The 23,964-nt window shown below is 63.9% G+C and carries 16 protein-coding genes; 1 reads left to right on the top strand and 15 read right to left on the bottom strand.

The window, feature by feature from the left end:
- Window positions 1-14 precede the first annotated feature (14 nt).
- The 13 genes from AC0L27_RS09220 to AC0L27_RS09280 form a co-directional block, all read right to left on the bottom strand.
- Entirely contained in the window at window positions 15-1,385 is a 1,371-nt protein-coding gene (locus AC0L27_RS09220) for a hypothetical protein (protein WP_354207702.1), read from the bottom strand.
- A 239-nt stretch (window positions 1,386-1,624) separates the two neighbouring features.
- Window positions 1,625-1,900, bottom strand: coding sequence for a DUF1488 family protein (locus AC0L27_RS09225; RefSeq protein ID WP_026233404.1), 276 nt, complete (start codon window positions 1,898-1,900; stop codon window positions 1,625-1,627).
- 77 nt (window positions 1,901-1,977) lie between these two features.
- Window positions 1,978-3,456: an AMP nucleosidase gene (locus tag AC0L27_RS09230; protein ID WP_354207700.1), complete on the bottom strand. Its 1,479-nt coding sequence runs from the start codon at window positions 3,454-3,456 to the stop codon at window positions 1,978-1,980.
- Window positions 3,457-3,632: 176 nt separating this feature from the next.
- Window positions 3,633-4,967, bottom strand: coding sequence for an HlyD family type I secretion periplasmic adaptor subunit (locus tag AC0L27_RS09235; protein WP_354207698.1), 1,335 nt, complete (start codon window positions 4,965-4,967; stop codon window positions 3,633-3,635).
- Window positions 4,964-6,709, bottom strand: a complete 1,746-nt coding sequence (locus AC0L27_RS09240; RefSeq protein ID WP_354207696.1) for a type I secretion system permease/ATPase — start codon at window positions 6,707-6,709, stop codon at window positions 4,964-4,966. The genes AC0L27_RS09235 and AC0L27_RS09240 overlap by 4 nt, the downstream gene beginning before the upstream one ends.
- Before the next feature lie 261 nt (window positions 6,710-6,970).
- Window positions 6,971-7,240, bottom strand: coding sequence for a GlsB/YeaQ/YmgE family stress response membrane protein (locus AC0L27_RS09245; protein WP_275170797.1), 270 nt, complete (start codon window positions 7,238-7,240; stop codon window positions 6,971-6,973).
- A 96-nt stretch (window positions 7,241-7,336) separates the two neighbouring features.
- Window positions 7,337-8,314 (bottom strand): ABC transporter ATP-binding protein, encoded by a 978-nt coding sequence (locus AC0L27_RS09250; protein WP_275170795.1) that lies wholly within the window; start codon window positions 8,312-8,314, stop codon window positions 7,337-7,339.
- The gene (locus AC0L27_RS09255) at window positions 8,311-9,726 is read right to left on the bottom strand and encodes an amidase (protein ID WP_354207693.1); all 1,416 of its coding nucleotides are present in this window, start codon (window positions 9,724-9,726) and stop codon (window positions 8,311-8,313) included. The genes AC0L27_RS09250 and AC0L27_RS09255 overlap by 4 nt, the downstream gene beginning before the upstream one ends.
- Window positions 9,723-9,920, bottom strand: a complete 198-nt coding sequence (locus tag AC0L27_RS09260) for a hypothetical protein (protein ID WP_106941722.1) — start codon at window positions 9,918-9,920, stop codon at window positions 9,723-9,725. Before AC0L27_RS09260 ends, AC0L27_RS09255 begins: the two co-directional genes overlap by 4 nt.
- A complete protein-coding gene (locus tag AC0L27_RS09265; RefSeq protein ID WP_354207691.1) occupies window positions 9,917-10,978 on the bottom strand; it encodes an ABC transporter ATP-binding protein in 1,062 nt (353 codons plus the stop codon). Before AC0L27_RS09265 ends, AC0L27_RS09260 begins: the two co-directional genes overlap by 4 nt.
- A 2-nt stretch (window positions 10,979-10,980) precedes the next feature.
- Window positions 10,981-11,883, bottom strand: coding sequence for an ABC transporter permease (locus AC0L27_RS09270; RefSeq protein ID WP_275170787.1), 903 nt, complete (start codon window positions 11,881-11,883; stop codon window positions 10,981-10,983).
- 2 nt (window positions 11,884-11,885) lie between these two features.
- Window positions 11,886-12,839, bottom strand: coding sequence for an ABC transporter permease (locus AC0L27_RS09275; protein ID WP_247362906.1), 954 nt, complete (start codon window positions 12,837-12,839; stop codon window positions 11,886-11,888).
- A 189-nt stretch (window positions 12,840-13,028) separates the two neighbouring features.
- The gene (locus AC0L27_RS09280; RefSeq protein WP_354207688.1) at window positions 13,029-14,687 is read right to left on the bottom strand and encodes an ABC transporter substrate-binding protein; all 1,659 of its coding nucleotides are present in this window, start codon (window positions 14,685-14,687) and stop codon (window positions 13,029-13,031) included.
- Window positions 14,688-14,898: 211 nt separating this feature from the next.
- Between AC0L27_RS09280 and AC0L27_RS09285 the strand changes: the two genes are divergently transcribed.
- Window positions 14,899-16,494, top strand: coding sequence for an ABC transporter substrate-binding protein (locus AC0L27_RS09285; RefSeq protein WP_354060916.1), 1,596 nt, complete (start codon window positions 14,899-14,901; stop codon window positions 16,492-16,494).
- Window positions 16,495-16,769: 275 nt separating this feature from the next.
- Here AC0L27_RS09285 and AC0L27_RS09290 read toward each other — a convergent pair whose 3' ends face one another.
- Both AC0L27_RS09290 and AC0L27_RS09295 read right to left on the bottom strand, forming a co-directional pair.
- The gene (locus AC0L27_RS09290) at window positions 16,770-19,001 is read right to left on the bottom strand and encodes a CHASE2 domain-containing protein (RefSeq protein ID WP_354207684.1); all 2,232 of its coding nucleotides are present in this window, start codon (window positions 18,999-19,001) and stop codon (window positions 16,770-16,772) included.
- 145 nt (window positions 19,002-19,146) lie between these two features.
- Window positions 19,147-23,964: beta strand repeat-containing protein (locus tag AC0L27_RS09295; protein WP_473318687.1), on the bottom strand; the 4,818-nt coding region annotated here is incomplete at its 5' end.

Genomic DNA, 23,964 nt, shown 5'->3' on the forward strand with positions numbered 1-23,964 from the left:
ATGAAGCGGGACGCTCAGGATCGAGGCAACTGGTCCGGGCCGGCCAGGTCGCAACGCGACTCTTTCAGGAGCAGCAGCGCCGCAGCTGTGACGAGACCCGTGGTGAGCAGGTACACGGGCGATATGTTCAAACCGGGCCCTTGGATGACCAGATAAGCGAGCAATCCCGCGGTTGACGCGCTGAAGCCGAGCCAGGCAAGCCTCGGAAAGCGAAATCCACGCTCGCCGTGCCAAAGATCAAGCACGAGGTAGTACACGAGAAGGCTGTTGCAGAGTGCCGCCGGCAGCACGCCCAAGACGATTCCGCTTTCGAACGCGAGATAGGAAAGCACGCCGCTGACCTGAGCAATCACCGCGAAGGCCACATAGCGCGGATTGAGGCAGGCCAGCGCGATCGACGCAAGTTCGAAGGCGTAGAAATACCGCTCGTGCATCTTAGGGAGCAGGTACGGCATGAGCATCAGCGATACACATGCTGCGAGGAGAATAAACTCCGGCCCCGTCCGTTGAGAGCGCGCGATGAAGATCGACAAGGCGAGCCCGCTCGCAGCCGCGAGCACCATGCCGACGGCGACCCCGATCGTGTACGGCATTCCCCCGGCCAACACCCAGATGTTGGCCGCGTTCATGGTGAGGCGATTGAAGGTGTGAGCCTGGTCCAGATAGACCGCGAGCACGGAGGCCAAGGATCTGCCGGCGACGAGAGCCGGAATGGCGAGAACCACATAGATCCCAGGAACGGTGGCGAGCCATGCCGGGTGGATCCTGCGGCGCAGAATCATGCCGAGCACGAAGGGTCCCAGGAACACGCCCTGAGCCTTCATCGAAAAGGCCATCGCAAATGACGCAACGCCGTTTCGATCCCGCATGAACAGCGCGACGGAAACCAGCGTGAAGAAGGTCCAGATCGAATCACTCTCCGCCCACATTGCGCCGTTGAAGATCACCGTCGGTGCAAGCCAAACAGCGCAGAAGGCCAGGGAGGCGCGCAATGGCAGCCTTGTCGCTCTCCAGACGATCTGGGCCACGGCGATCGCGCAGCCCAATTCGAATACTACCGAGATCGCTTTCACGAGGGAAAGTGGCTCGCCTAGCCAATCAAATCGGGCGGCAATCAGCAGGAGGTAGCTGTAGAACGGCGTGTAGTTGGTAAAGGCTTCGGCCAGCCCGGCGACTCCGTGATCGCGAGCAAAGACATACCAGGGAATCAGATGCTGAATGGCGTCGTCGGTCGCGTGCTTCCGGGCGACGTAGCGGAGCGCAAGGCCCAGGAGTCCGCATCCGATCGTTACGGCAATTGCAAGCCGCCAACTCTTTGGCAGCGTCTTGCCCGGGTTGACGTCATGCCCGCGGATCGCGTCGTTTCCAACAATCTCTTTTGTCACGCGAGCACTCGTGAGGCCCCATTTTCGTGACCTAACCTCTACGAGCCATCAATTCATAGTCGTATAACGTCTGGTTTCGCAGGTCTTAAGATTGCCGCGAAACGGTTGCTTGGTTAGCGAATGCTTTAGAGGAATTGACGATCATCGAAAGGCCGCCAGCGGGAAGGTAAGCCCAGCAAGACTGGATCTTGACCAACTGACGAACTGCTCTGGGCATGTCGACGGAGCCTGGAGCGGAATTACCGCTGCAAATGTCGCGTAAAGATCCGCACCACATGACCCCTGACCCTCGGCGCCTCGTCGTAGAGGTCTGAGGCGAGCCGCTCGATGGTCTCGCGCAGCGACAGGAACTGAGCCTGCCGCGCGCTGCTTTCGGTGCCCTGCATACCCGCAAGCTCGTCCATCGCGGCGTCGCTGATCTGGCACTGCACGACCTCGCCGTCATTCAGCATTGTGAAGCGAAAGGCAAGCCGTTCGAGATCATGGCCAATGATCCTGTCGCGCATGAGTGGCATCAAGTCGTCCCGGTCGACCCCCGCGCCGAAAATGCCGAAAATCCCGCTGCTTGTCAGCAGCAAAGGCAAGCCTTCGCCTACTGGAACGCAACTTCGGCAAAACTGCGGAGCTTTCGCGAATGCAGCCGCTCGGATTCCTGCTGCTTGAGCCGTTCCAGCGCCTTCAAGCCGATCTCGAGATGCTGGCCGACACGGCGGCGGTAGAATTCACTGGCCATGCCTGCGAGCTTGATCTCTCCGTGCAGAGGCTTGTCCGAGACGCACAGCAGCGTGCCGTAGGGGACGCGAAAGCGGTAGCCGTTGGCGGCAATCGCGGCCGATTCCATGTCGAGCGCAACCGCGCGCGAATGCGACAAGCGACGAATGACATCGCGCCCGCTGATCTCCCAATTACGGTTGTCGACGCTCGCGACGGTGCCGGTCCGCATCAGGCGCTTGAGCTCGAACCCTTCGAGCCCGGTGACGTCCTCGACCGCCTCCTCGAGCGCGACCTGCATCTCCGCGAGCGCCGGGATCGGCACCCACAGCGGCAACTCACGATCGAGCACATGATCCTCGCGCACGTAGCCATGGGCGAGCACGTAGTCGCCGAGCCGCTGCGTGTTGCGCAGGCCCGCGCAATGGCCGAGCATCAGCCATGCATGGGGTCGCAGCACGGCAACATGGTCGGTGACGTTGCGCGCGTTGGACGGACCGGTGCCGATGTTGATCAGGGTGATGCCGCGATAGCCGGGCGCGACCAGATGGAAGGCTGGCATCTGCGGCGCGCGCGCGGGCGCAACGCCTGTCGTCGCGCCGCCGCTGCGCGTGATCACGTTGCCTGGAGCAACGAAGGCGTCGAGGCCGGCCTCGCCAGCCTGAAGCCGCTGCTGGCAGAGCTGCGCGAAGGCGTCGACGTAAAACTGGTAGTTGGTGAAAATCACGAAGTTCTGGAAATATTCGGGGTCCGTGCCTGTGTAATGGTAGAGCCGGCGCAGCGAGTAATCGACACGAGCCGCCCGAAACAGAGACAGCGGTTCGGGCGCGCCGGGCTGAAGCTCGAAAGTGCCGTCGGCGATGGCGTCGTCCATGGTGGCCAGATCAGGCACGTCGAACGCATCGCGCAGCGACCGCGTCACCGGCGAATTCTCGCTGGTGGTGATGGCGGCTTCGATGTTGATGTCGCGGCGATAGGCGAAATGAACCGGGATCGGTTCGCTGGACTGGCCGATTTCGACCGGGACGCCGTGGTTCTGGATCAACAGCCCGATCTGCTCGGTCAGATAGGTCCGGAACAGATCCGGACGCGTGACGCTGGTCTCGTGCACACCGGGCCGCGCGACGAAGCCGTAGGCGAGACGCGAATCCAGCCGAGCATGCGTCGCGGTGGTGACACGGACGAAGGGATAGAAGGCCCGCACCCGCGTCGTGATTGCCTCGCCGTTGACGTAAGCTTCGAACCGGTCACGCAGGAACTTCGTGTTGCGCTCGTAGATCTCTTCGAGGCGGGCGACGGCGAGGCCGGCGTTGGAGAAGGATTCGGTGGCGACCGAGGGTGGGGATTGGATGGATTGCATTGTTCGACGCCGGGTTGCTGGGGCTGAATCGAACTATAGCAAGAAAACTAAAGCAAGAAAGAAGCCCCCGTCATTGCGAGCGTAGCGAAGCAATCCAGAAATCTCGCCGCGGAGGCAACCTGGATTGCTTCGCTACGGTCGCAATGACGAAAGAGGCGAGGACGCGCTTTCGCGCGTCACTTCTCCCGGAACGCGCGCATGAACTGGTCGTGCAGCGGCTTCATCAGATAGGACAGCATGGTGCGGTCGCCGGTCTGGACGAAGGCTTCCGCCGGCATGCCGGGGATCAGCCTGGAGTCACCGAGCTTGGCGACCTCTTCTGCGGACAGCGAGACGCGGATGGTGTAGTAGCTCTGGCCGGTGCGCTGATCGGTGGTGACGTCGGGCGAGACGCGGCTGACGACGCCGTTGAGCTCCGGCGTGGTGCGCTGGTTGAAGGCGGACAGGCGCAGCAGCGTCTTCTGGCCGATCTGGAGCTTGTCGATATCGACCGGATTGACCTTGGCCTCGACCTGGAGATCGTCGGCCTGCGGCACGATCAGCATGAGGGCGTCGCCAGCGGTGATGACGCCACCAACGGTATGCACGGTCGATTGCAGCACCATGCCGTCCTGCGGCGCGCGGATGTCGACGCGGCGAAGCTGGTCCTCGGCGGCGACCTTGCGCTCGATCATTTCGCCGATCTTGTCGTTGGTCTCGCGCAGATCCTTGGAGACCTCGCTGACCATGTCCTTGTCGACCTGGATGATCTGGAGCTCAGTCTCGGTGATCTTGCCCCTGGCCTGCGCGCGCGAGGCGATGTATTGCGCGCGCTCGCCGTTGAGGCGGGCGGTATCGCGTTCGAGCGTGGTCAGGCGGGAGATCTGCACCAGGTGCTTGTCATAGAGATCGCGGACACCGACGAGCTCCTGCTGCACCAGCGAGATTTCTCTGTCCTTGGCCCGCTCCTGCGCGGAGAGGCCCTCGATCTCCTCGTTGAGCTGCTGGATGCGCTCGCGCAGCTGCGCCTTCTGGCCGGCGCGTCCGTTGACGCGGACGTCGAACAGCTTGGTTTCGGCGGAGAGCAGCGCCTTGACGTCGGGATCGTTGCCGCGATCGAGCAGCGCTTGCGGGTAGTCGATCCTGTCGATACCGCGCTGCTCGGCCTGGAGCCGTGCCGCACGCGCCTGCGCCGCGTCGAGATTCTTGGTGACGATGGCAAGGTTGGCCTTGGTGACGGTGTCGTCGAGCCGCACCACGATGTCGCCGGCCTTGACCAGGTCGCCATCGCGCGCACGCAACTCGCCGACGACGCCGCCGGTCGGATGCTGCACCTTCTTGACGTTGGATTCGACCACAATCTGACCCGGCGCGATCAGCGCGCCCGAGATCTGCACGGTCGACCCCCAGCCGCCGAGGCCGACCAGGAGGACCAGCACGATCCCAAGCCCGAGCATGAGGTGGAACCGGATCGACTGCCGTACGGTCCGCTTCGCGGCAGGCTTCGCGCCGCCGAGCGCCATCGTGCTCATGCCTTGGCTCCGCCTTCGCTGACGATCTTGATCGGGGCCGGCGGCGTCACCCGCGGCTGAAGCACTTGGGCGAGCACCTGTTCCTTCGGCCCGAAGGCCTGCATGCGACCGTCGCGCAGCACCAGGATCTGGTCGACCGCTTCGACGCCGATCGGGCGGTGCGCCACCACGATGACGATCGCGCCGCGCTCGCGCGACGCGCGGATGGCGCGGGTCAGCGCTTCGTCGCCTTCGGTATCGAGATTGGAATTGGGCTCGTCGAGCACGATCAGGAACGGGTTGCCATAGAGCGCGCGCGCCAGCGCCACCCGCTGCGCCTGGCCCGCGGAGAGCGCCGTGCCCTGCTCGCCGACCTGCGTGTTGTAGCCCTCGCGCATCTTGATGATCATCTCGTGCACGCCGGCTTCCTTGGCGGCCGCGATGATGCCGTCAGAGGTGGCCTCGGGGTCGAAACGGCTGATGTTCTGCGCGATGGTGCCGCCGAACAATTCGACGTCCTGCGGCAGATAGCCGATATGGCGCCCGAGCATGTCCGACGACCATTGGTCGAGCGCCGCGCCGTCGAGCCGCACCTTGCCGCGGACCGGTTGCCAGACGCCGACCAGCGCACGAATCAGCGACGACTTGCCGGAGCCGCTCGGTCCGATCACGCCAAGGCCGTTGCCGGCTTCGAGCGCAAAGGTGACGTCCTGCACGATGAGGCGCTGGTCGCCCGGGGGCACCATGGCGATGCCTTCGACCGAGAGGCGGCTGGTGGGCGCCTGCAACTGGGTCGGCATCGTCTGCGCCGGCATCTGCTCCAGTAGGCGGGTCAGGCGGTGCCAGCTCTGACGTGCCGCGACAAAGGATTTCCAATGCGCGATCGCGAGGTCGACCGGCGCGAGCGCACGTGCCGAGAGAATCGAGCCGGCGATGATGATGCCGGCGGTCGCCTCCTGGTGGATGACGAGATAGGCGCCGACCGCGAGCACGGCCGATTGCAACATCATGCGCAACACCTTTGCGACCGCGCCGAGACCGCCGGCGACGTCGCTCGCACGCTGGTTGCCGTCGAGATATTTTTCGTTGGCCTCGCTCCAGCGCGCGTTCATCCGCCCCGCCATGCCCATCGACACCATGACTTCGGCATTGCGGCGGCTGGCCTGGGCGAGATCGTTGCGCTGGGCGGCAAGCCCCATCGCCTCGCGCGCCGGCTGGCGGGACATGAACTCGGTGACCAGCGTCAACCCGACCAGGATGACCGCGCCGACCAGCGCGGTGACGCCGATCATGACGTGGAAGGCGAAGCAGATGGCGAGATAGAGCGGCAGCCAAGGCAGGTCGAAGAACGCGCTCGGGCCCATGCCGCCGAGGAAGGAGCGGACATTGTCGAGATCGCGCAGCGGCTGAAGCCCCTCGTTGCGGCTGCCGACCAGCAGCGGCAGGCGCACGATGGTGTCGAACACCCGCTTGTTCAAGGCTTCGTCCAGCGCGGTGCCGACCCGGCCCAATATCCGGTTGCGGATCATGTCCAGCACGCCCTGCGCCATGTAGAGGAAACTGGCGAGGACGATCAGGCCGACCAGGGTTGGAATGCTGCGGCTCGGCAGCACCCGGTCGTAGACCTCCAGCATGAAGATCGACCCTGTCAGATAGAGCAGGTTGATCATGCAGCTCATCAAGCCGACGCCGACAAAGGCCGTGCGACAGGCGCGCAGCGCATCACCGAGCTCTGAGCGGCGGACGCCGGGAACGGCTGCCATCAGTCTGATCTCTTTCGGGTAGGGGCCAAAGCCCCTGATTTCAAAGGCAAATTCAGGAGTAATTGACCCGGATTAACATCGCGTTTGCGCTCATCGCCCAACGCAGTCGAATACCCGGGACCCCCTATGGCCCACATCACCCCCGACCGGCCTTGCACGCAAGTCCGGAATCTCACGATCTTGCGGCTTTTTCTTGCAGACATGTCACCTCTCCCCGGGCGGGGAGAGGTCAAAAGTTCGATCAATCGAACTCGGGCGCCATTAAAACCGGCCGCCGCCGCGGACCAGCCGTACCACCAGCAGCAGAATGACCGCGCCGATCGCGGAATAGACGATCTCGGATATCAGCCCGGTGCCGATGCGAATGCCGAGCTTCGGAAACAGGAAGCTCGCCACCAGCGCGCCGGCGATGCCGACCACGATGTCGCCGATGATGCCGAACCCGGTTCCGCGCACCACCTTGCCGGCCAGCCAACCAGCGACGAGGCCGACGAACAGGATGACAAGCAAACCTTCATTGGAAATGTACATAAGTGAGGTCCCTCTGCGTGAACGGTTCCATGGAAGCGGAACTTGGATGAACGAGGTCTGAATGCTGTTCCCCCGTTCCCCGCTGCGGTCCAAATATCACGACAGCGCGGTGACCGGCTCCGCCAGCACGCAGCGTGCCGCCCGGCCCGGCCCGACCTCCACATTCCCTGGCAGTTGCTCCAGACAGCGCGGCTGGGCTACGGCGCAGCGGGGCGCAAAGGAGCAGTTGTGCGGCCTCTCGCCAAGCGACGGCGGGGCGCCGGGGATGGTCTCGAGCCGCTGTCCCCGCTTGGCCCCGTGGACGGTCGAGGCGAGCAGGCCCTTGGCATAGGGATGCACCGGCGAGCGGACGATGTCGCGAAGCGTGCCCTGCTCCACGATCTGACCGGCATACATCACCGCGACCCGGTCGCAGATCTCGATGGCGACGCCGATGTCGTGGGTGACGAAGATGACGGACATGCCGAACTCGCGCTGCAGCTCGCGCAACAGCAGCAGGATCTGGATCTGCACGGTGGCATCGAGCGCCGTGGTCGGCTCGTCCGCGAGCAATATCTTGGGCCGGCACGCGAGCGCCAGCGCGATCATCGCGCGCTGACGCATGCCGCCGGACATCTCATGCGGATAGGCATCGAGCCGCCGTTTTGCGGAAGGAATGCGCACGACCTCGAGCATTTCGAGTGCGCGCGCTCTGCCCTCCGCGTAAGACTTGCCTTCGTGACGCACGACGCTTTCGGCGATCTGCGTCCCGATGGTGTAGACCGGATCGAGCGCAAGCGCAGGCTCCTGAAAGATCATCGACACCGTCTGGCCGCGGAACGACGACAGCTGCTCGTCGTTCATGGCCAGCACGTCGCGGCCCATGACGTTGACCTTGCCCGTGATCTGCGTGCGCTTCTTCGGCAACAGCCGCATCAGCGCACGCAAGGTCACGCTCTTGCCCGAGCCGGACTCGCCGAGCAGGCCCAGCACCTCGCCGTCGCCGAGCGAGAGGCTGAGATCGTTCACGGCATAGACCGTGCGCTCGCCGGTGAAGCGGATGTTGAGGCCTGAGATCTCGACGAGCTTTGTCATGACGGAAGCTTCGGCAGCCTGTCGTGGTAGTCGGTGGCCCGCTGGAATGCGGCACCGATGGTGAGCAAGGTCGCCTCATCGAACGAGCGGCCGATCAACTGCATGCCGATCGGAAGTCCGCTCTTGGTGAAGCCCGAGGGCACCGTGAGCGACGGCAGGCCGAGATAATTCACCGGGCGGGTGAACAGCGTCAGCCGCTGCAACAGCGCCGGCGCGTTCGGCCCGCCGCCGACGTCGCTCTCCTCGATCGTCGGCGCCGGCACCGGGGACGCCGGCGCGATAATCGCGTCGACACCTGATGTCGCAGCGTTGTGCGCGGCGAGCGCAGGTCCGCGCCAGCGCATCGCCTCGAGGTAGGTGATGGCGGGGACCGCGAGCCCGTTCTGAAGCCGCATCAACACCTGTGGGCCGTAATCCTGCGGCCGCTCGATCATCCAGCGCTTGTGGAAGGCGGCGGCTTCGGCTGCAAGCACGAGCTGGCTTGCCGAGGACAATTGCCGCTGGTCGGGCAGCTCGACCGTGACGATGTCGGCGCCCTCACGCTTGAGCACCGCGATGGTCTCGTCCAGCACGCGCGCGACCTCGCCGTCGAGATCGTCGACATAGAAGGACGAGGGGACGCCGATCTTGAGGCCCTTCAGCGAGCCCTTGGTCGCGCCGACATAGTCGGACAGCGGCTCACGGCTCGTGGTCGAATCCTCGGGATCAGGGCCGGCCATCAGCGCCAGCAGCAGCGCGCAATCCTCGGCGGTGCGGGCGAGCGGCCCGACCGTGTCGAGCGACTGCGACAGCGGCATCGCGCCGGCGCGGCTGACCCGGCCAACGGTGGTCTTCAATCCCGTCACGCCGCAGAAATGCGCGGGCATGCGGATCGAGCCGCCGGTGTCGGAGCCGAGCGCGGCATAGGTCAGTCGCGCCGCGACCGCCGAGCCCGAGCCCGACGACGAGCCGCCGGTGATGTGCGCCACGTTCCAGGGATTGCGAACCGGGCCGTAATGGGCGTTATGGCCGGTCGGGCCATAGGCGAATTCGGCGAGATGCAACGTGCCGAGCCGAACCTGGCCAGCGTCCTTCAGCCGCTGCAAGGCGGTGGAGGTGACGGTCGGAACGAAATCGCGGCGGATCAGCGAGCCGCAGGTCGCGACGTGGCCGGCGTCGTAGTACATGTCCTTGTGCGCGAGCGGCACGCCGTGCAGCGGACCGCGGACTTCGCCCTTGGCGAGTTCTGCGTCGGCAGCATCGGCGGCCTTCAGCGCCGCCTCTGCCTCAATCGACATGAAGGCGTTGAGATGCGGCTGCCACTGCGCGATACGATGCAGCAGCGCACGCGTCACCTCGTGCGAGGACACCTGCTTCATCGCGATCGCGCGCGCAACCTCGGTAAGCGTCATCAATTCGGGCTCGGTGCTCATTTCGAGAGCTTCGCAGTCTGCGCGATCGGATAGAGCGCGGGCTCGAGATCGAACGGCAACGTGCCGGCAATGGCGGCAAAGCCCTCGAAGGCCGGTCCGATGGAGTTGGAGATGCGCGTCGCAATCTCGTCGTCAACGGGAACACCGGCGACCTGTGCCGTCGCCTTGATCTCTTTTGTCGTCGGTCTCGTCATGCGGTTTCCTCCTTCGGCGCGCGGCTATGGCCTGAACCCGGGATCGCCATGTAGCACGCGGCCTCGTGGCCCATTCTATCGAGCGCGGTGAGTTTTGGTGTCGCATTTGCGCAGAGCGGCTCCGCAAACGGGCAACGGGTGTGGAAGCGGCAGCCCGAAGGTGGATCGATCGGATTGGGCGGATCGCCCGTGATCGGCGGCGTCTCGGTGCGGCGGTCCGGATCCGAGGACGGCATCGCAGCAAGAAGTGCGCGTGTATAGGGATGTGCCGGCTGGTCCCAGACCTGGTCGACCGGGCCGAGCTCGACCACCTCGCCGAGATACATCACCAGCACACGATCGCTGATGTAGCGCACGACGTTGAGATCATGGCTGATGAAGAGATAGGTCAGCCCGAACTCGCTCTTGAGATCGGCAAGCAAATTGAGCACCTGCGCCTCGACCGATTTGTCGAGCGCGGAGACCGCTTCATCGAGAATCACCAGACGCGGCGACAGCGCCAGCGCACGCGCGATGTTGACGCGCTGGCGCTGGCCCCCCGAGATCTCATGGGGGTAGCGGTTGGCGAAATTTGCAGGAACCAGGCCCACCTTGCCTAGCAGCTCGCGCGCCAGCGCGCGTGCGGCGCCGTCGGCCATGCCGTGCACCTTCGGGCCGAAGGCGATCGATTCCTCGATGGTCAGGCGCGGATTGAGCGAGGCGTAGGAATCCTGGAACACCATCTGCATGCCGCGGCGCAGCTCGCGCAAGGAGAGCGACTGGCCGACGCTCATGCCGTCATAGATGATGTCGCCGGTATCGCGCGGCATCAGATGCATGAGCAGCCGTGCGGTGGTCGACTTGCCGCAACCGGACTCGCCGACGATGCCGACGGTCTCGCCCTTGGCGACGGTGAACGAGACATTATCAACCGCACGCACGGTGCGCTTTGCGGCGAACAGGCCGCCACGAACCGGGAAATGCTTGGTCAGGCCGTTGACCTGGAGCAGCGGCTGCGCGACGCCGCCGCGGTCCTCGACCGGTTCCAGCATCGCGACGGAGACGTTGGTTTCGCTCATGGCTAGTTCCTGATGTCCATGGCGCTGCGCAGGCCGTCCGAGAGCAGGTTGAAGCAGATCGAGACCGCGAAGATCATTGCACCGGGCAATGCCGCGACCCAGGGGTTGACGTAGATCGCGGTGCGCAAGGTGTTCAGCATCAAACCCCATTCCGGCTCAGGCGGCTTGGTACCGAGGCCGAGGAAGGACAGGCCCGCCGCAAGGATCATCGAGACCGAGATCAGGCTGGTGGCATAGACGAAGATCGAACCGAGCACATTGCCGAGGATATGCACGCGCATGATGGTGAATGGACCGGCACCGGAGGCACGCGCGGCGTCGACGAAGTCCATGTTGCGCACGCCTGTCGTGACGCTTTCGGCGACGCGGGTGATCTGCGGCACGAACACGACGGTCAACGACACGATGGAATTGAGGATGCCCGCGCCCAGCGCGCCGGAGATCGCGATCGCCAGCAACACGGACGGAAAGGCGTAGAACACGTCGATCGTACGCATGATCGCGGTGTTGAGCTTGCCGCCGACATAGCCGGCAACGAGGCCGAGCGAGGTGCCGATGCAAAAGGCGAGGATCACAGGCAAGATGCCGATGAGGAGCGACAGCCGGCCGCCATAGATCAGTCGCGCCAGCATGTCGCGGCCAAGCTCGTCGGTGCCGAGCGGGTAGCCGGTTGTGCCAATGTGCCGAAGGCGGCGGATCATCGAGCCCTTGTAGGGATCTTCCAGACCGAGCCACGGCGCAACGATCGCGGACAGGAAGATCAGCAGCAGCACCAGCGCGCAGACCATGCTGACCTTGTCGCGCCGGATACGGCGGCCGACGGTCGCCCAATAGCCGCGCGCCTTGCTCGCAGGCGCGGACTGAAGCGCGGCATCGCTGGTGACAGACAACGGAAGCTCGCTCATCGCTAGCCCCGCTTGATGCGTGGGTCGATCGCGGCTTGCGCGATGTCGACCAGCAGATTGAGGAAGACGAAGAACAGCGCCAGGATCAGGATCGTGCCCTGGAGCAGCGGCAGGTCGCGCTGGAAGATCGCCGAATTGAGCAGAAAGCCCGAGCCCGGCCAGGAGAACACGGTCTCGATCAGGATCGAGCCGCCGAGCATGTAACCGAGCTGAAGTCCCATCACTGCGAGCGCGGTGGGCGCGGCGTTCTTGATGACGTGGCGGAATACGCCGCGCTCATGCAGGCCTTTTGCACGCAGCGCCTCGACGAAATCCTGGCTGAGAATGTCGCCGGTCAGCGCGCGCACCGTGCGGGTGACGATGCCCATCGGGATCACCGAGGTCGTGATCGCCGGCAGCACGAGGTATTGCAAATGCGCCCAGTCCCAGGCCCAGGCGGCCGAGCCGCCGGGTCCGGCGCCGACGGCGGGCAACCAGTTCAGCTGGACCGAGAAGATGATGACGAGCACCATGCCAAGCCAGTAATGCGGCACCGAAACGCCGGCGATGGCAAAGGACGTCGCCAGCTTGTCGATCCAGGTCTCGCGGAAATAGCCGGCGATCAGGCCGAGCAGGACGCCCATGGTGAAGCCGATGATGGCCGCCGCAATCGCCAGCGTGACGGTGTTGCTGACCGCGCGCATGACCTCGGCCAGCACCGGGCGCCCGGTCGCAATGGAATTGCCGAGATCGCCATGAAGCGCACGGAGCAGCCAAAGCCCGAACTGCACCGGCAGCGGGCGGTCGAAACCGTAGGCGGTACGGAGCTGCGCGGCGAGCTCCTGCGAGGCATCGGCCGGCAGCACGGCGACGAGCGGATCGCCCGGCGTGATGTGCACGAGCAGAAAGCACACCAGCGCGACGCTGATGACGATCGGGACGACGTAGACGATGCGTCTGGCGATATAGGCGAGCACTGCAGTTCTTTCTTCCTTCTCCCCTTGCGGGAGAAGGTGGCGCGAAGCGCGGATGAGGGGTTGTTTCCGCGAGTACAGCTATTCCTAATGAGAGATGGTCACTCGCGGAGAGAAACCCCTCACCCGGCTTCGCTTTGCGAAGCCACCCTCTCCCGCAAGGGGAGAGGGTGCACTGCGTATGCGCGCGAACTACTGCATCGACACCAGCGAGAAGTCGATGAACCAGCTCTTTGGCTGCACCACGCCTGTCACCTTCGGGCTGATGGCGCGGGGGCCGACATCGTGGGCGACGTAGAGGAAGGCCGCGTCGTCGACGGAGGCCGCGTGCAGTTCGGCGAGCGCGGCGTCACGCGCGGCTGGATCGAAGGTCTGCCGCGCCTTCTTCACCAGCTCGTCGAACTTGGGGTTGTTGATGAAACCCCAATTGTTCGAGACCGGCGGGGCCATGCCCGATTGCAGGAAGCGCACCAGCGCGAAGAACGGATCCATCGCCGCATAGGTGACGTTGGTTGAGTTTGAACCGTTCGCGCTGGGATCCTTGGCGCCGCGGCGCCAATTGGTGAACAGCGTATTCCACTCGATGACGTCGAGCTGCACGTCGAAATAGCATTCGGCGAGTGCCTGCTGGAGATATTCGTTCATCGGCAGCGGCTGCATCTGGCCCGAGCCGGAGGCCGAGGTCTGGGTCTTCACCGTCAGCTTCTTGTTCGGTCCGAATCCGGCTTCCTGCATCAGCTTCTGCGCAGCAGCCTTGTCGTACTTGATCTCGAAGGTCGGCTTTCCGCGCCAGGGGTGTCCAGGCTCGAAGGTGCCGGTCGCCGGCACCATCAGCCCCGCGAGCAGGCCGTCCTTGAGGCCCTCGCGATCGACGCAGAGGTTCGCGGCCTTGCGGACGCGGATGTCGTTCCAGGGCGAGCCCTCGACGCGCGAGAACTGCCACGGCCAGACATGCGGCTGCTCGTTGGCGTAGAGCTTGAAGCCACGCTGCTTCAATTCGGGCAACGCGTCCGGCGCCGGGGCTTCGACCCAATCAACCTGCCCGGAAAGCAGCGCCGCGGTGCGCGCATTTGCTTCCGGCATCGGCAAGAGCACCATCTTGTCGACCTTGGGCACGCGGTCCTTATTCCAGTAGCTCGCATTCTTGATGAGCTCGAGCCGTTCGCGCGGGGTGAAGCCCGCCATCTTCCACGGGCCGGTGCCCGAAGAGTCCTTGGCGAACGCGGTCCATGCGGCCTGCGACTTCGCCTTGGCGTCAGCACCTTCCGCCTTGTCGTAGAAGGCCTGCCACTTCGCCGGGCTCGCCATGAAGAGATTGGTGAGGTTGATCGGCAGGAAGCTGTCGGGCTCCTTGGTGGTGAGCTCGACGGTCATGTCGTCGATCTTCTTCGCGGATGCCAGCGTCGGCATGCGCGAGGCCGTGACGCCGACCTGGCTGGCGTCGAATTGCGGCGCGTCCTGCTTCAGCACCTTCTCGACATTCCACACCACGGCGTCTGCGTTGAACGGCGAACCGTCATGGAAGGTGACACCCGGCCGCAGCTTGAAAGTCCATTTTGTCTTGTCGGCATCGTCGACCTTCCACTCGGTGGCAAGGCCGGGGATCACCACGCTCGCCTTGTCGGCCGAGGACAGATCCCAGCCGGTGAGCGCGTCGTACATGGTGAGGCCGGTGAAGCGGTTGCCTTCAAAACCCTGATCGGGCTGACCCAGCGTGCGCGGAATATCGGCAGCAGTCATGGCGATGCGCAGCACGGTGTCGGCACTTGCGACGCGCGGCCACGCAGCCGCGCTGCCGAGCGCCAGCAACGCGATCAGCGCCGCGCGGGTCTTGTTTTTATTGATCAGCATTGCCTCAATCCTTTTTCCGGCTTCGATGACTAATTTTGATGCAAACGTATGCAATGGCTATGCCAATGGGGAAACTTTTTCTGAAAATTGCCCCTGCGACGACAAGTCCTTGTGATGACGCGTCGGCGAAAGCACCTCGGTGCCTATTCTGGCATCAAGATTGCAGGTTTGGCTTCGATTGTCCCGGAAGTCTTCCCTGGAGCTTTGGCCTATGCGTATCCGACTATCGACCTGTTTCGCCGTGCTTGCACTGGCGCTGTCCGCGATTCCGGCGGGCGCCGAAACGGTGCTGCGCTACGGCATCTCGATGGCGGACATCCCGCTGACCACCGGCCAGCCCGATCGCGGCGCCGGCGCCTACCAGTTCACGGCCTACACCATCTACGATCCGCTCGTGGCGTGGGAGATGGACGTCGCCGACCGGCCGGGAAAGCTGGTGCCGGGACTGGCCACCGAGTGGAAAGTCGATGACGAGAACAAGACCAAATGGCGCTTCACTCTGCGCAAGGGCGTGAAGTTTCACGACGGCAGCGAGTTCAACGCTGATGCCGTGATCTGGAATCTGGACAAGGTGCTCAACGACAAGGCGCCACAATTCGACAAGCGCCAGAGCGCCCAGGTCAAGACCCGCCTGCCTTCGGTCGCGAGCTACGCCAAGATCGACGACTCTACGGTGGAGATCACCACCAAGACGGTCGATTCCTTCTTTCCCTATCAGATGTTGTGGTTCCTGGTGTCGAGCCCGACGCAGTACGAAAAGCTCGGCAAGGATTGGGACAAGTTCGCCAGTCAGCCCTCGGGGACCGGCCCGTTCAAATTGACAAAGCTGGTGCCGCGCGAGCTCGCCGAGCTCACCAAGAACCCGGATTACTGGAACAAGAAGCGCATTCCCAAGGTCGACAAGCTCGTGCTGGTGCCTATGCCGGAAGCGCTGACGCGCACAAATGCGCTGCTCGCCGGGCAAGTCGATCTGATCGAGACGCCGGCGCCGGATGCCGTGCCGCAGCTCAAGGCCGCCGGCATGAAACTCGTCGACAACGTCACGCCGCATGTCTGGAATTATCATCTGAGCGTGCTGCCGGGTTCGCCCTGGACCGACATCCGCCTGCGCAAGGCGCTGAACCTCGCGATCGATCGTGAGGCAGTCGTTGGACTGATGAATGGGCTTGCAAAACCCGCCAAGGGCCAGGTCGATCCGTCGAGCCCCTGGTTCGGCAAGCCGAGCTTCGAGCTGAAATACGATGTCGCCGCGGCGAAGAAGCTGGTCGAGGAAGCCGGTTACTCCAAGGCGAAGCCGCTGAAGGCGACCTTCATCATCGCACAGGGCGGCACCGGCCAGATGCTGTCGCTGCCGATGAACGAATTTTTGCAGCAGAGCTTCAAGGAGATCGGCATCGATATCGATTTCAAGGTCGTCGAGCTCGAGACACTCTATACGCACTGGCGCAAGGGTGCGGCCGACGAGATGAACGCCGGCATCACCGCCAACAACATCGCCTATGTCACCTCCGATCCGCTCTACGCCATCGTCCGCTTCTTCCATTCGAGCCAGATCGCGCCGGTCGGCGTCAACTGGGGTGGCTACAAGAACCCGAAGGTCGACGCGCTGATCGACGAGGCCAAGCAGACCTTCAACAGCACCAAGCAGGACGAGCTGCTGGCGCAGGCGCACGCGCTGATCGTCGACGACGCCACGCTGGTGTGGGTGGTGCACGACACCAATCCGCACGCGCTGTCGCCCAAGGTCAAGCAGTTCGTGCAGGCGCAACACTGGTTCCAGGATCTCACGACGATCGGGGCGGAGTGAGGGCCGAGGCCGGCACTCAACTTCCGCAAACACCACCGTCGTCCTGGCGAAAGCCAGGACGACACCTCTTATTGAGGCGACGGCCTGCGAGTTCGAACACCGCTGTCGTTCGGTCTAGTGCGCAATTGCGCACGGGGGGCCGGGACCCATAACCACCGAGTTGAGTTCGGCGACGACAGCCAACTCCGATCTGGCGTAACAACTTCTGCTGCGGAGTATGGGTCCCGGCCTGCGCCGGGACGACACGGAGGGTTTGGCCATTAGCAAACGCCCCCTCACTTCGTCAGCAGCGCATAGGCCCCGGTCCAACCCTCCGGCGGCGGATTGACCTGGAATTCCTTGATGCGCACTTCATATAGGTTGAACAGCTTTTCCAGCGTGTCGGCATCCTCGCTCCTGCGCCCGCGTTCGATCGCGTCCAGCGCGCCCTGCCAGTCACGGCTGCGATAGCAGGCGAGCATTTCGATGGTGACGTTGCGCAGCCGCTGGAAGGCGCCTGAATGCATCACGTCCGCGCGGCCGGCGATGGCGTAGATCACTTCCGGCTCGGTCTTGCCCTTGACCATGATGAAGTCGAGTTCGAGGATCGCGAACTTGTCCTTGGCGGCGAGGGCGGTTCTCGAGCCGACGATAATGGGAAAGCCGTACTCCTTCGACTGGCCTTCCAGGCGCGAGGCCAGGTTCACGCTGTCGCCGAGCACCGAATAGTTCTTCTTCAGGTCGGAGCCCATGTTGCCGACGACGCCGATGCCGGTGTTGAGACCGATACCGACATTGAGCGGGATGTAGACGTGGCCGCCATCAATGGCTTCCTGCTCGCGGTCCTTGTTCACCGCGTCGATCTTCTCCAACATCTGGATCGCCGCTTCACAGGCGTTGACCTCGTGCTCGGCATCGTCGAGCGGCGCGTTCCAGAACGCCATGATGGCGTCGCCCATATATTTGTCGATATAGCCCTTCTGATCGATGATCACGTCGGTCAGCGGGGTCAGGAAGCGGTTCATCAGCGCGATCAGGCCCTGCGGATCGTGCTTGTAGGTTTCCGATATGGTGGTGAAGCCGCGCACGTCGGAGAACATGATCGTCATCTCGCGCTCCTCGCCGCCGAGCACCAGCTTTTCCGGCGACTGCGCGAGCTGCTCGACCAGCACCGGCGACATGTATTGCGCGAACATGCCGCGGATCTGCACGCGCTGCCGCTGCTCGCGCACGAAGCTGGCAAAGATCAGCGTCAAATAGATCGCCGTGGTCGAGAGCAGAGGATAAGTGAAGTCGATGAGATAGCGGTGCTGCGCATAGAAGAACCAGGACACTCCGATCAGGATCGCGGCGAAGGTCGCGCCGGCAAGCACGAGGCGGACCGGTCCGAGGTTCGGCGTGAAGATGATGACGAGCAAGCCGATGACGAGCGCGGCGAGCAGCTCGACGCCGAGCGCATAATTCGGCTGGGAGATCACCGCGCCGCTCAGCACACTCTCCAGCACCTGGGCGTGGATCTCGACGCCGGGCATGGTCGAGGACACCGGCGTGGTCTTGATGTCGTTGAGCCCGACCGCGGAGGTGCCGACCAGCACCAGCTTGCCGGCGATCTTGTTCGGCGCAACGGTGTTGTCGAGCACGTCGGCCGCCGAGACGTAGATCGAGGGATCCTGCCGCGCATAATGCACCCAGAGCTGACCGTTCCTGTCGGTTGGGATCTCCACGCCCTTGAGACGCACGGCCCGCACGCCGGTCTTGTCGGTCCGAACCAGCAGCGTTGGCGTGCCCGTGACGACGCGCAAAATCTCGAGGCTGAGCGAGGGCATGACCATGCCTTGGGCGCGCATGATCATCGGCACGCGCCGGATCAGGCCGTCGCGCTCGGTCTTGATCGAGAACAGACCGCGGCCGGCCGCGACCTTCTCGATCTCGGGCACGTTGCGCAACAGCCCGGGAAACTCGAACAGGAAGCGCTCAGCACCCTCTTCGCCGACCGTTGCGACGCCAGTAAAGGGCAGCGACTTGTCGACCTCGGACGAAATCGCCCGCTGCCCGGTCTCGCCCAAGATCACGCGCGAGCGCTTGATCGCTTCGGAGAGTATCTGGTCGTTGCTCGGCAGCTCGCGCAACTTGGCGCGGGTGGCGTCGTCCAGGTAGCGCATCTGGCTCGCGACCAGATCCGGATTGAGCCGGTCGGCCTCCGAGAACACGATGTCGAAGCCGATCGCGACCGCGCCGTGACTGGTGAGATTCTGGATCAGGTCGGCGATCCGCGTCCGTGGCCACGGCCACTGGCCGAGCTTGGCGAGGCTCTTGTCGTCGATGTCGACGATGGTGACCGGCCGCGCCGTCTTGTGACGCGGATCGATCAGCTGAAACATGTCGAAGGTGCGCAGCCGCAGTTCCTGGATCGGCGGCGGATCCCAGAGGCGAGCGCCGGCAAATACGACCAGCAGCGCAAGGCACATCAGCCGCGCAAACCCCAACTTGCGCGCAAACCACCGCCGCAGGATCTTGAGACGTTTCATTTCAGTAGGACTTCCTGCCTCGCATCATACCGTGCGCGCCGATCATGGCGCGCCGGCCCGCGATTGGCCATTCCTGAATGCGGAGGACTATGGAATTTTTGCCGCGGTCGAGCTGCGGGCCGACAGCAGGCAGGCCCGGCCGCGATCAGGTGATATGGAAGATGAAATCGCTACCCTTGAGACTGGCTGCGATCACGTTCTTGAGCAACAGAGCCTCATGCTCGGTGATCGGCGCGCCCTCCAGGGGATTTACCTGCTGCTGCCAGGTGACCAGCGTGTCGTCGGAGTCCTGCTGCTGGACGATGGTGAGATTGTTGGTGGAGCTGACACTCGAGAACTGCCGCAGGTCGATCTTGTCGAGGCCCTCGGTGAAGTCCGTGATGGTGTGCGAGAAGTCGGTGAGGGGTTGCCCGTTATCGTCGTACAGCACGCCCGGTGCGAACACGAACTGATCCTTGGAGTCGCCGCCGGTCAGCGTGTCGTTCGTATCGGTGCCGAAGATGACGTCCTTGCCGCTGGTGCCTTGCAGGCTGACGCCCTGGCTGGTGTCGCCGGCCTCGTTGAAGATGAAGTGGACGGTGTCGAACAGGCCCGTGGTCTTGTCTGTCACCGTCAGCGTGATCTGGTCGGTGTCGGGCGGGGAGGCTCCTGGACTGTAGGTCACGCCATCGGCGAGGGCCGAGTTGATATCGTCGAGGTTGCCGCAAGCCGTCCCCGGATCGACGCTGCTATCTGGATCATGCCCGGTTACTGCGGTCATCTTGAAGTCGTCCGTCGCGGCACCGGAATCGGTGTCGACGACTGAGAGACGGGTGATGGAGTCGGTGTTCAGCTCGTTGCTGTGCGAGACCTGGAAGTGATCGGTGTTGATGACAGGACCGTAGGCGGGTGGCGCCGTCACTTCCGTATCGATAGTGGTGAGGTCGTGCGAGACAGGCGTCGTTCCGCCGGTGCCCGTCGCCGTAAGATCGATAATCGCGGGCGACGAAGAATCGGTGATTGCACCGGTATAGGTGTCGTCGAGGGCATGCACGCCCAACGCATCCGGCGTCCCGGTGAAGCCATCGGCTGGCACGAACCTGATCAGCGTATCCGTGCTCAGCACCAGTGCGCTCGTGTCGCTGACCAAACCGATGTCGACCCATTGATCGGTGCCGTGGAGCTCGTACTGCCAGATGCCCTGCGCAGCAGAGGCCGTGTCCGACGTCACCGCGACCGCGGTGAAGCTTGCACCGGTGTCGACGTCGTGGAATTTGTCCGTGAACAGGCTGACGATCGTAGCTCCGCCCGGATTGCTCTCGTTGCCCGTAACCGAGGCCAGCGTCGTGCTGTCGAGCGTCGGCGCGTCGTTGGTGCCGTTTATGTTAATGGTGACGACGCCGTTGCCGGTGCCGGTCGCCGTGTGCCCGTCGCTCGGCACGATCGTGTATTGCAGCGAGAGTGTCTGGCCGGCCGCGAGGAAGTCGAAGGCATGGCTGCCCGAATTGAATTCCCACGTGAACTGGGCGTGGTTGGCCGTGCCATTCAGGATTTCGCCAGAGGGCACGGTGAAATAGTTCAGCAGGTCCGAGGCCCACAACCCTTCGAACCCGTCCGCCTTTAGATCGCCCTGGAGATAAACGTCGACATGGTCATTGCGCGCGACGCTGACGTGATCGGCGGTGTCGAGATCGGACAGCGTCAGCGTGCCGGTCTTGTCCAGCCCCGCATCGGTCTCGCTCACGGTGGCGACGGCGCTGTCGCCGCTTGCGGCCGTGATCACCGGCGCGTCGTTGGCGCCTGTTACGTTCACCTCGAACGTCGCCGTGCCGACGGCGCCTTGCGCGTCCGTGGTCTGCACCGTGAACGTATCGATATGATTGCCTTCCGAAAGCGCGTTGATCGAAGCCGCGTCGGGAACGTAGGTGTAGGTGCCGTTTTCGTTGACCGTCAGCGAGCCGTACAGGCCAGCCGTCGTCCCGTGACTATCCGCGTTCAGAACGGCATAGGTCAGCCCCGCCGTCTCGCCATGGTCGGCGTCGCTTCCGACCAACGTTCCCGTGATGTCCGAGAAGCTGTCGGCGATCGCCGTATCGACGAGCGGATCCGTGGTGACCGCGGCCAGGGTCGGTGCGTCGTTCCTGCCGGTGACCGTGATCGTGACGTCGGTTGTGGCGGTCTCGCCGTAATCGTCCGTGATCGTGATGGTGGAAACGACCTTCGCGGTCTGGTCCTTGGCGAGGAAGTCCAGCGCTCCGTCGGCGATCGAATAGCTCCAGGTGACGGTGCCATTGTTCAGCCCAGCCTGCGGCAAAAGCGTCAGTCCGCTCTTGAGCGCCGCGATATCGTCGGGCGTTAGCGAACAGGTGAGATTGGTGATGTGATCGGCGCCAAGCGAGGTCACGGCTCGGCCGGTGATCTGTGCCGTCGGAAGGTCGGTCAGGTCGATGTCGGTGAAGTCGATCGCGCCGGTCGCGGGCGTTGACGTATCGGACGTGGCGAAGTCGCCGGTGGCATCCGCCTGCTCGGACACGCCCCCCGCCAGCACGCCGCCGGCGGTGAAGGCCGGCGCGTGGTCATCGGTCATCGTGATCAGCGTGTGGCCGGTGCCGACGTCACTCCCGGCGAAATGGGCATTGCTGTAGTCGGCGCCGGCCAGGTCCAGGCTGATGTGATTGCCGTCCGCATCGGTTACCGTCAGCACGCCGCCGGTCGCAGGATTGGAATTGGCGACATAGACCGCGCTGGTGCCGAGCCCGTATTTGATCATCGAAAGGTCGATCGTGTCGTTCGCGGAAAGCTCCGCGATCGAGCCGCCGAACGTATCCGTATCGATCTCAAGCGCGGCGCCGTTGCCCGCAAGGTTGATCGTCTGCGCGACCGTACCCTCCAGCTTCAGCAGCGCACCGGCATCGACGGTGACCGAGCCCGTGCCGGTCAGCGAGCCGAACAGCGACAGCTCGCCATCATGGACCTCGATGCTGCCGGTATTGCTGATGGTGCCCGAGATCGACGCCGTGCCCCAGCTGTCGATGTGGTTGTGATTGACGAGGCCGGGCCCACTCAGGGAGATCGAGGCGCCGTTGAGGAGATCGATGACACCGTCATTGAGGATCGTCGACGCATTGCCGAACACGCTCGTGCCGGCGACCGTCCAGGTGCCGCCGGACTCGTTGTTGAAGGTCGCGGTGGCGACCGAGATATTGCCGTTGATGTGGCCGGTGTTGTTGATCGTGATGCTGCCACCGATCTCGACAATCGCATCGGTCGCGGAGGTCACGCTCGAGGCGGCGGCCGGCCCGATGGTGCCCGAATTGTCGATCACCGAACCAGTCGTGTCCTGCTGGACGTGGATCGCCGCATTGCTACCGGCGCCCACGATCGAGCCGGAATTGACGATGTGGATCGAACCGGTCGCGCCCGAAAACTCCAGCGTCGCGCCGACATCGACGATCACCTGGCCTGAACCGGCGATGCCGCCCGCAAGGTCGAGCGTGCCGCTCTGGACCTCGATAATACCGGTATTGGTGACGCTGCCCGTGACCGTATCGACGCCAGCGCTGTAGAGATTGCCGGCATTGCTCAGGCTGCCACCGTTGATCGAGACGTCGGTCAGAAAGAGCTTCGAGGTGCCGTCGACCGTGATCGACCCGGCACTGGTGTTGCTGACGGTGAGATTTGCCAGCTTCAGCGTGCCGTGGTTGACCGCCTCAAGAGCCGCGGTGTTGGCGATATCCTCACCGGAAACGTCGAGCACGCCGCCGTTCGCCTGAATGAGATTATGATTGGTGATGGCATGAAGCGTGGCGGGATCGATCGTCAGCGTGCCGCTGGTGACCGTGATCGTGCCGGTGTTGGTGATGTCGGCGTTGTTGACCGCGCTCGTGCCGGTCGATTTCAAGGTCCCGGCAATCGTCACCGTACCGCCGTCGATGGTGGCGCCCTGGAGATCGAGTGTCGAGTTGGACTCGACCGAGACACTACCGCTGCCGATATTGGTCACCGTCATCCCGATCAGCTTCAGCGTTCCATGATCGATCGCCGCCAGCGTGCCGGTGTTTGCGATGACTTCGCCGTTGATGTCGAGCTCGGCGCCATTGGCCCGGAGGATGCCGCCATTCGCGATCGAGGTTGCGGAGGTCGTCGCCAACAGCGTCAACGCGCCGAGGGTTGCCTCGATCAGATAGTCGTTCGAGATGTTGGCGTCGGTAATCGAAGTTGCGCCGGTCGAATTCAGCGTGCCCGAAACATTGAGCGTGCCGCCGGTCAGGCTCGCACCGTTCAATGTCAGCTTGCTGCTTGCATCGACCTTGACCGTGCCATGATTTGCGATTGCGGTGCCCGCAACAGTCACGTCATCCAGCGTTAGGATGACGCCGCTCTCAACCGTCACGGCAGTCGCGCTCAGCGTCGCTGATTGATCGATCTTGCTGGCGCCGGTGACGTCGATTGTGCCGGCGCCGTTGACGGTTCCACCCGAAATCTCCGTGCCCGACAGTGTCAGCGTCTGGCCGGCGTCGACCGTCACCGTGCCGGTATTGGTCACGACGTCGTTGAGCAGCGTCGCAGCGCCGGCGATCTTCAGCGTGCCGGTATTGGCGACCGCGCCACCCTGGATGCTGGCGCCGTCCTTGAGCTTGACGGTGTTGTCGAGCTCGATGCCGGCATTGTTCGTGATAGTCGAGCCCGACACTGTGATGCCGTCCAGCGTCAGCTTGGCATCGGCGCTAACTGTGGCCGTGCTCAGCGTGGCGCCGCCGTCGATCTTGCTGGCGCCGATGACGTCGATGGTGCCGGCGCCGTTGACGGCCCCGCCCGAGATCTCCGTGCCTGACAGTTTCAGCGTCTGGCCGCCATCGACCGTCACCGTTCCGGTGTTGGTCACGACGTCGTTGAGCAGCGTCGCGGCGCCGGCGATCTTCAGCGTGCCGGTATTGGCGACCGCGCCACCCTGGATGCTGGCGCCGTCCTTGAGCTTGACGGT

The organism is Bradyrhizobium sp. Ken51 (genome assembly GCF_055807435.1).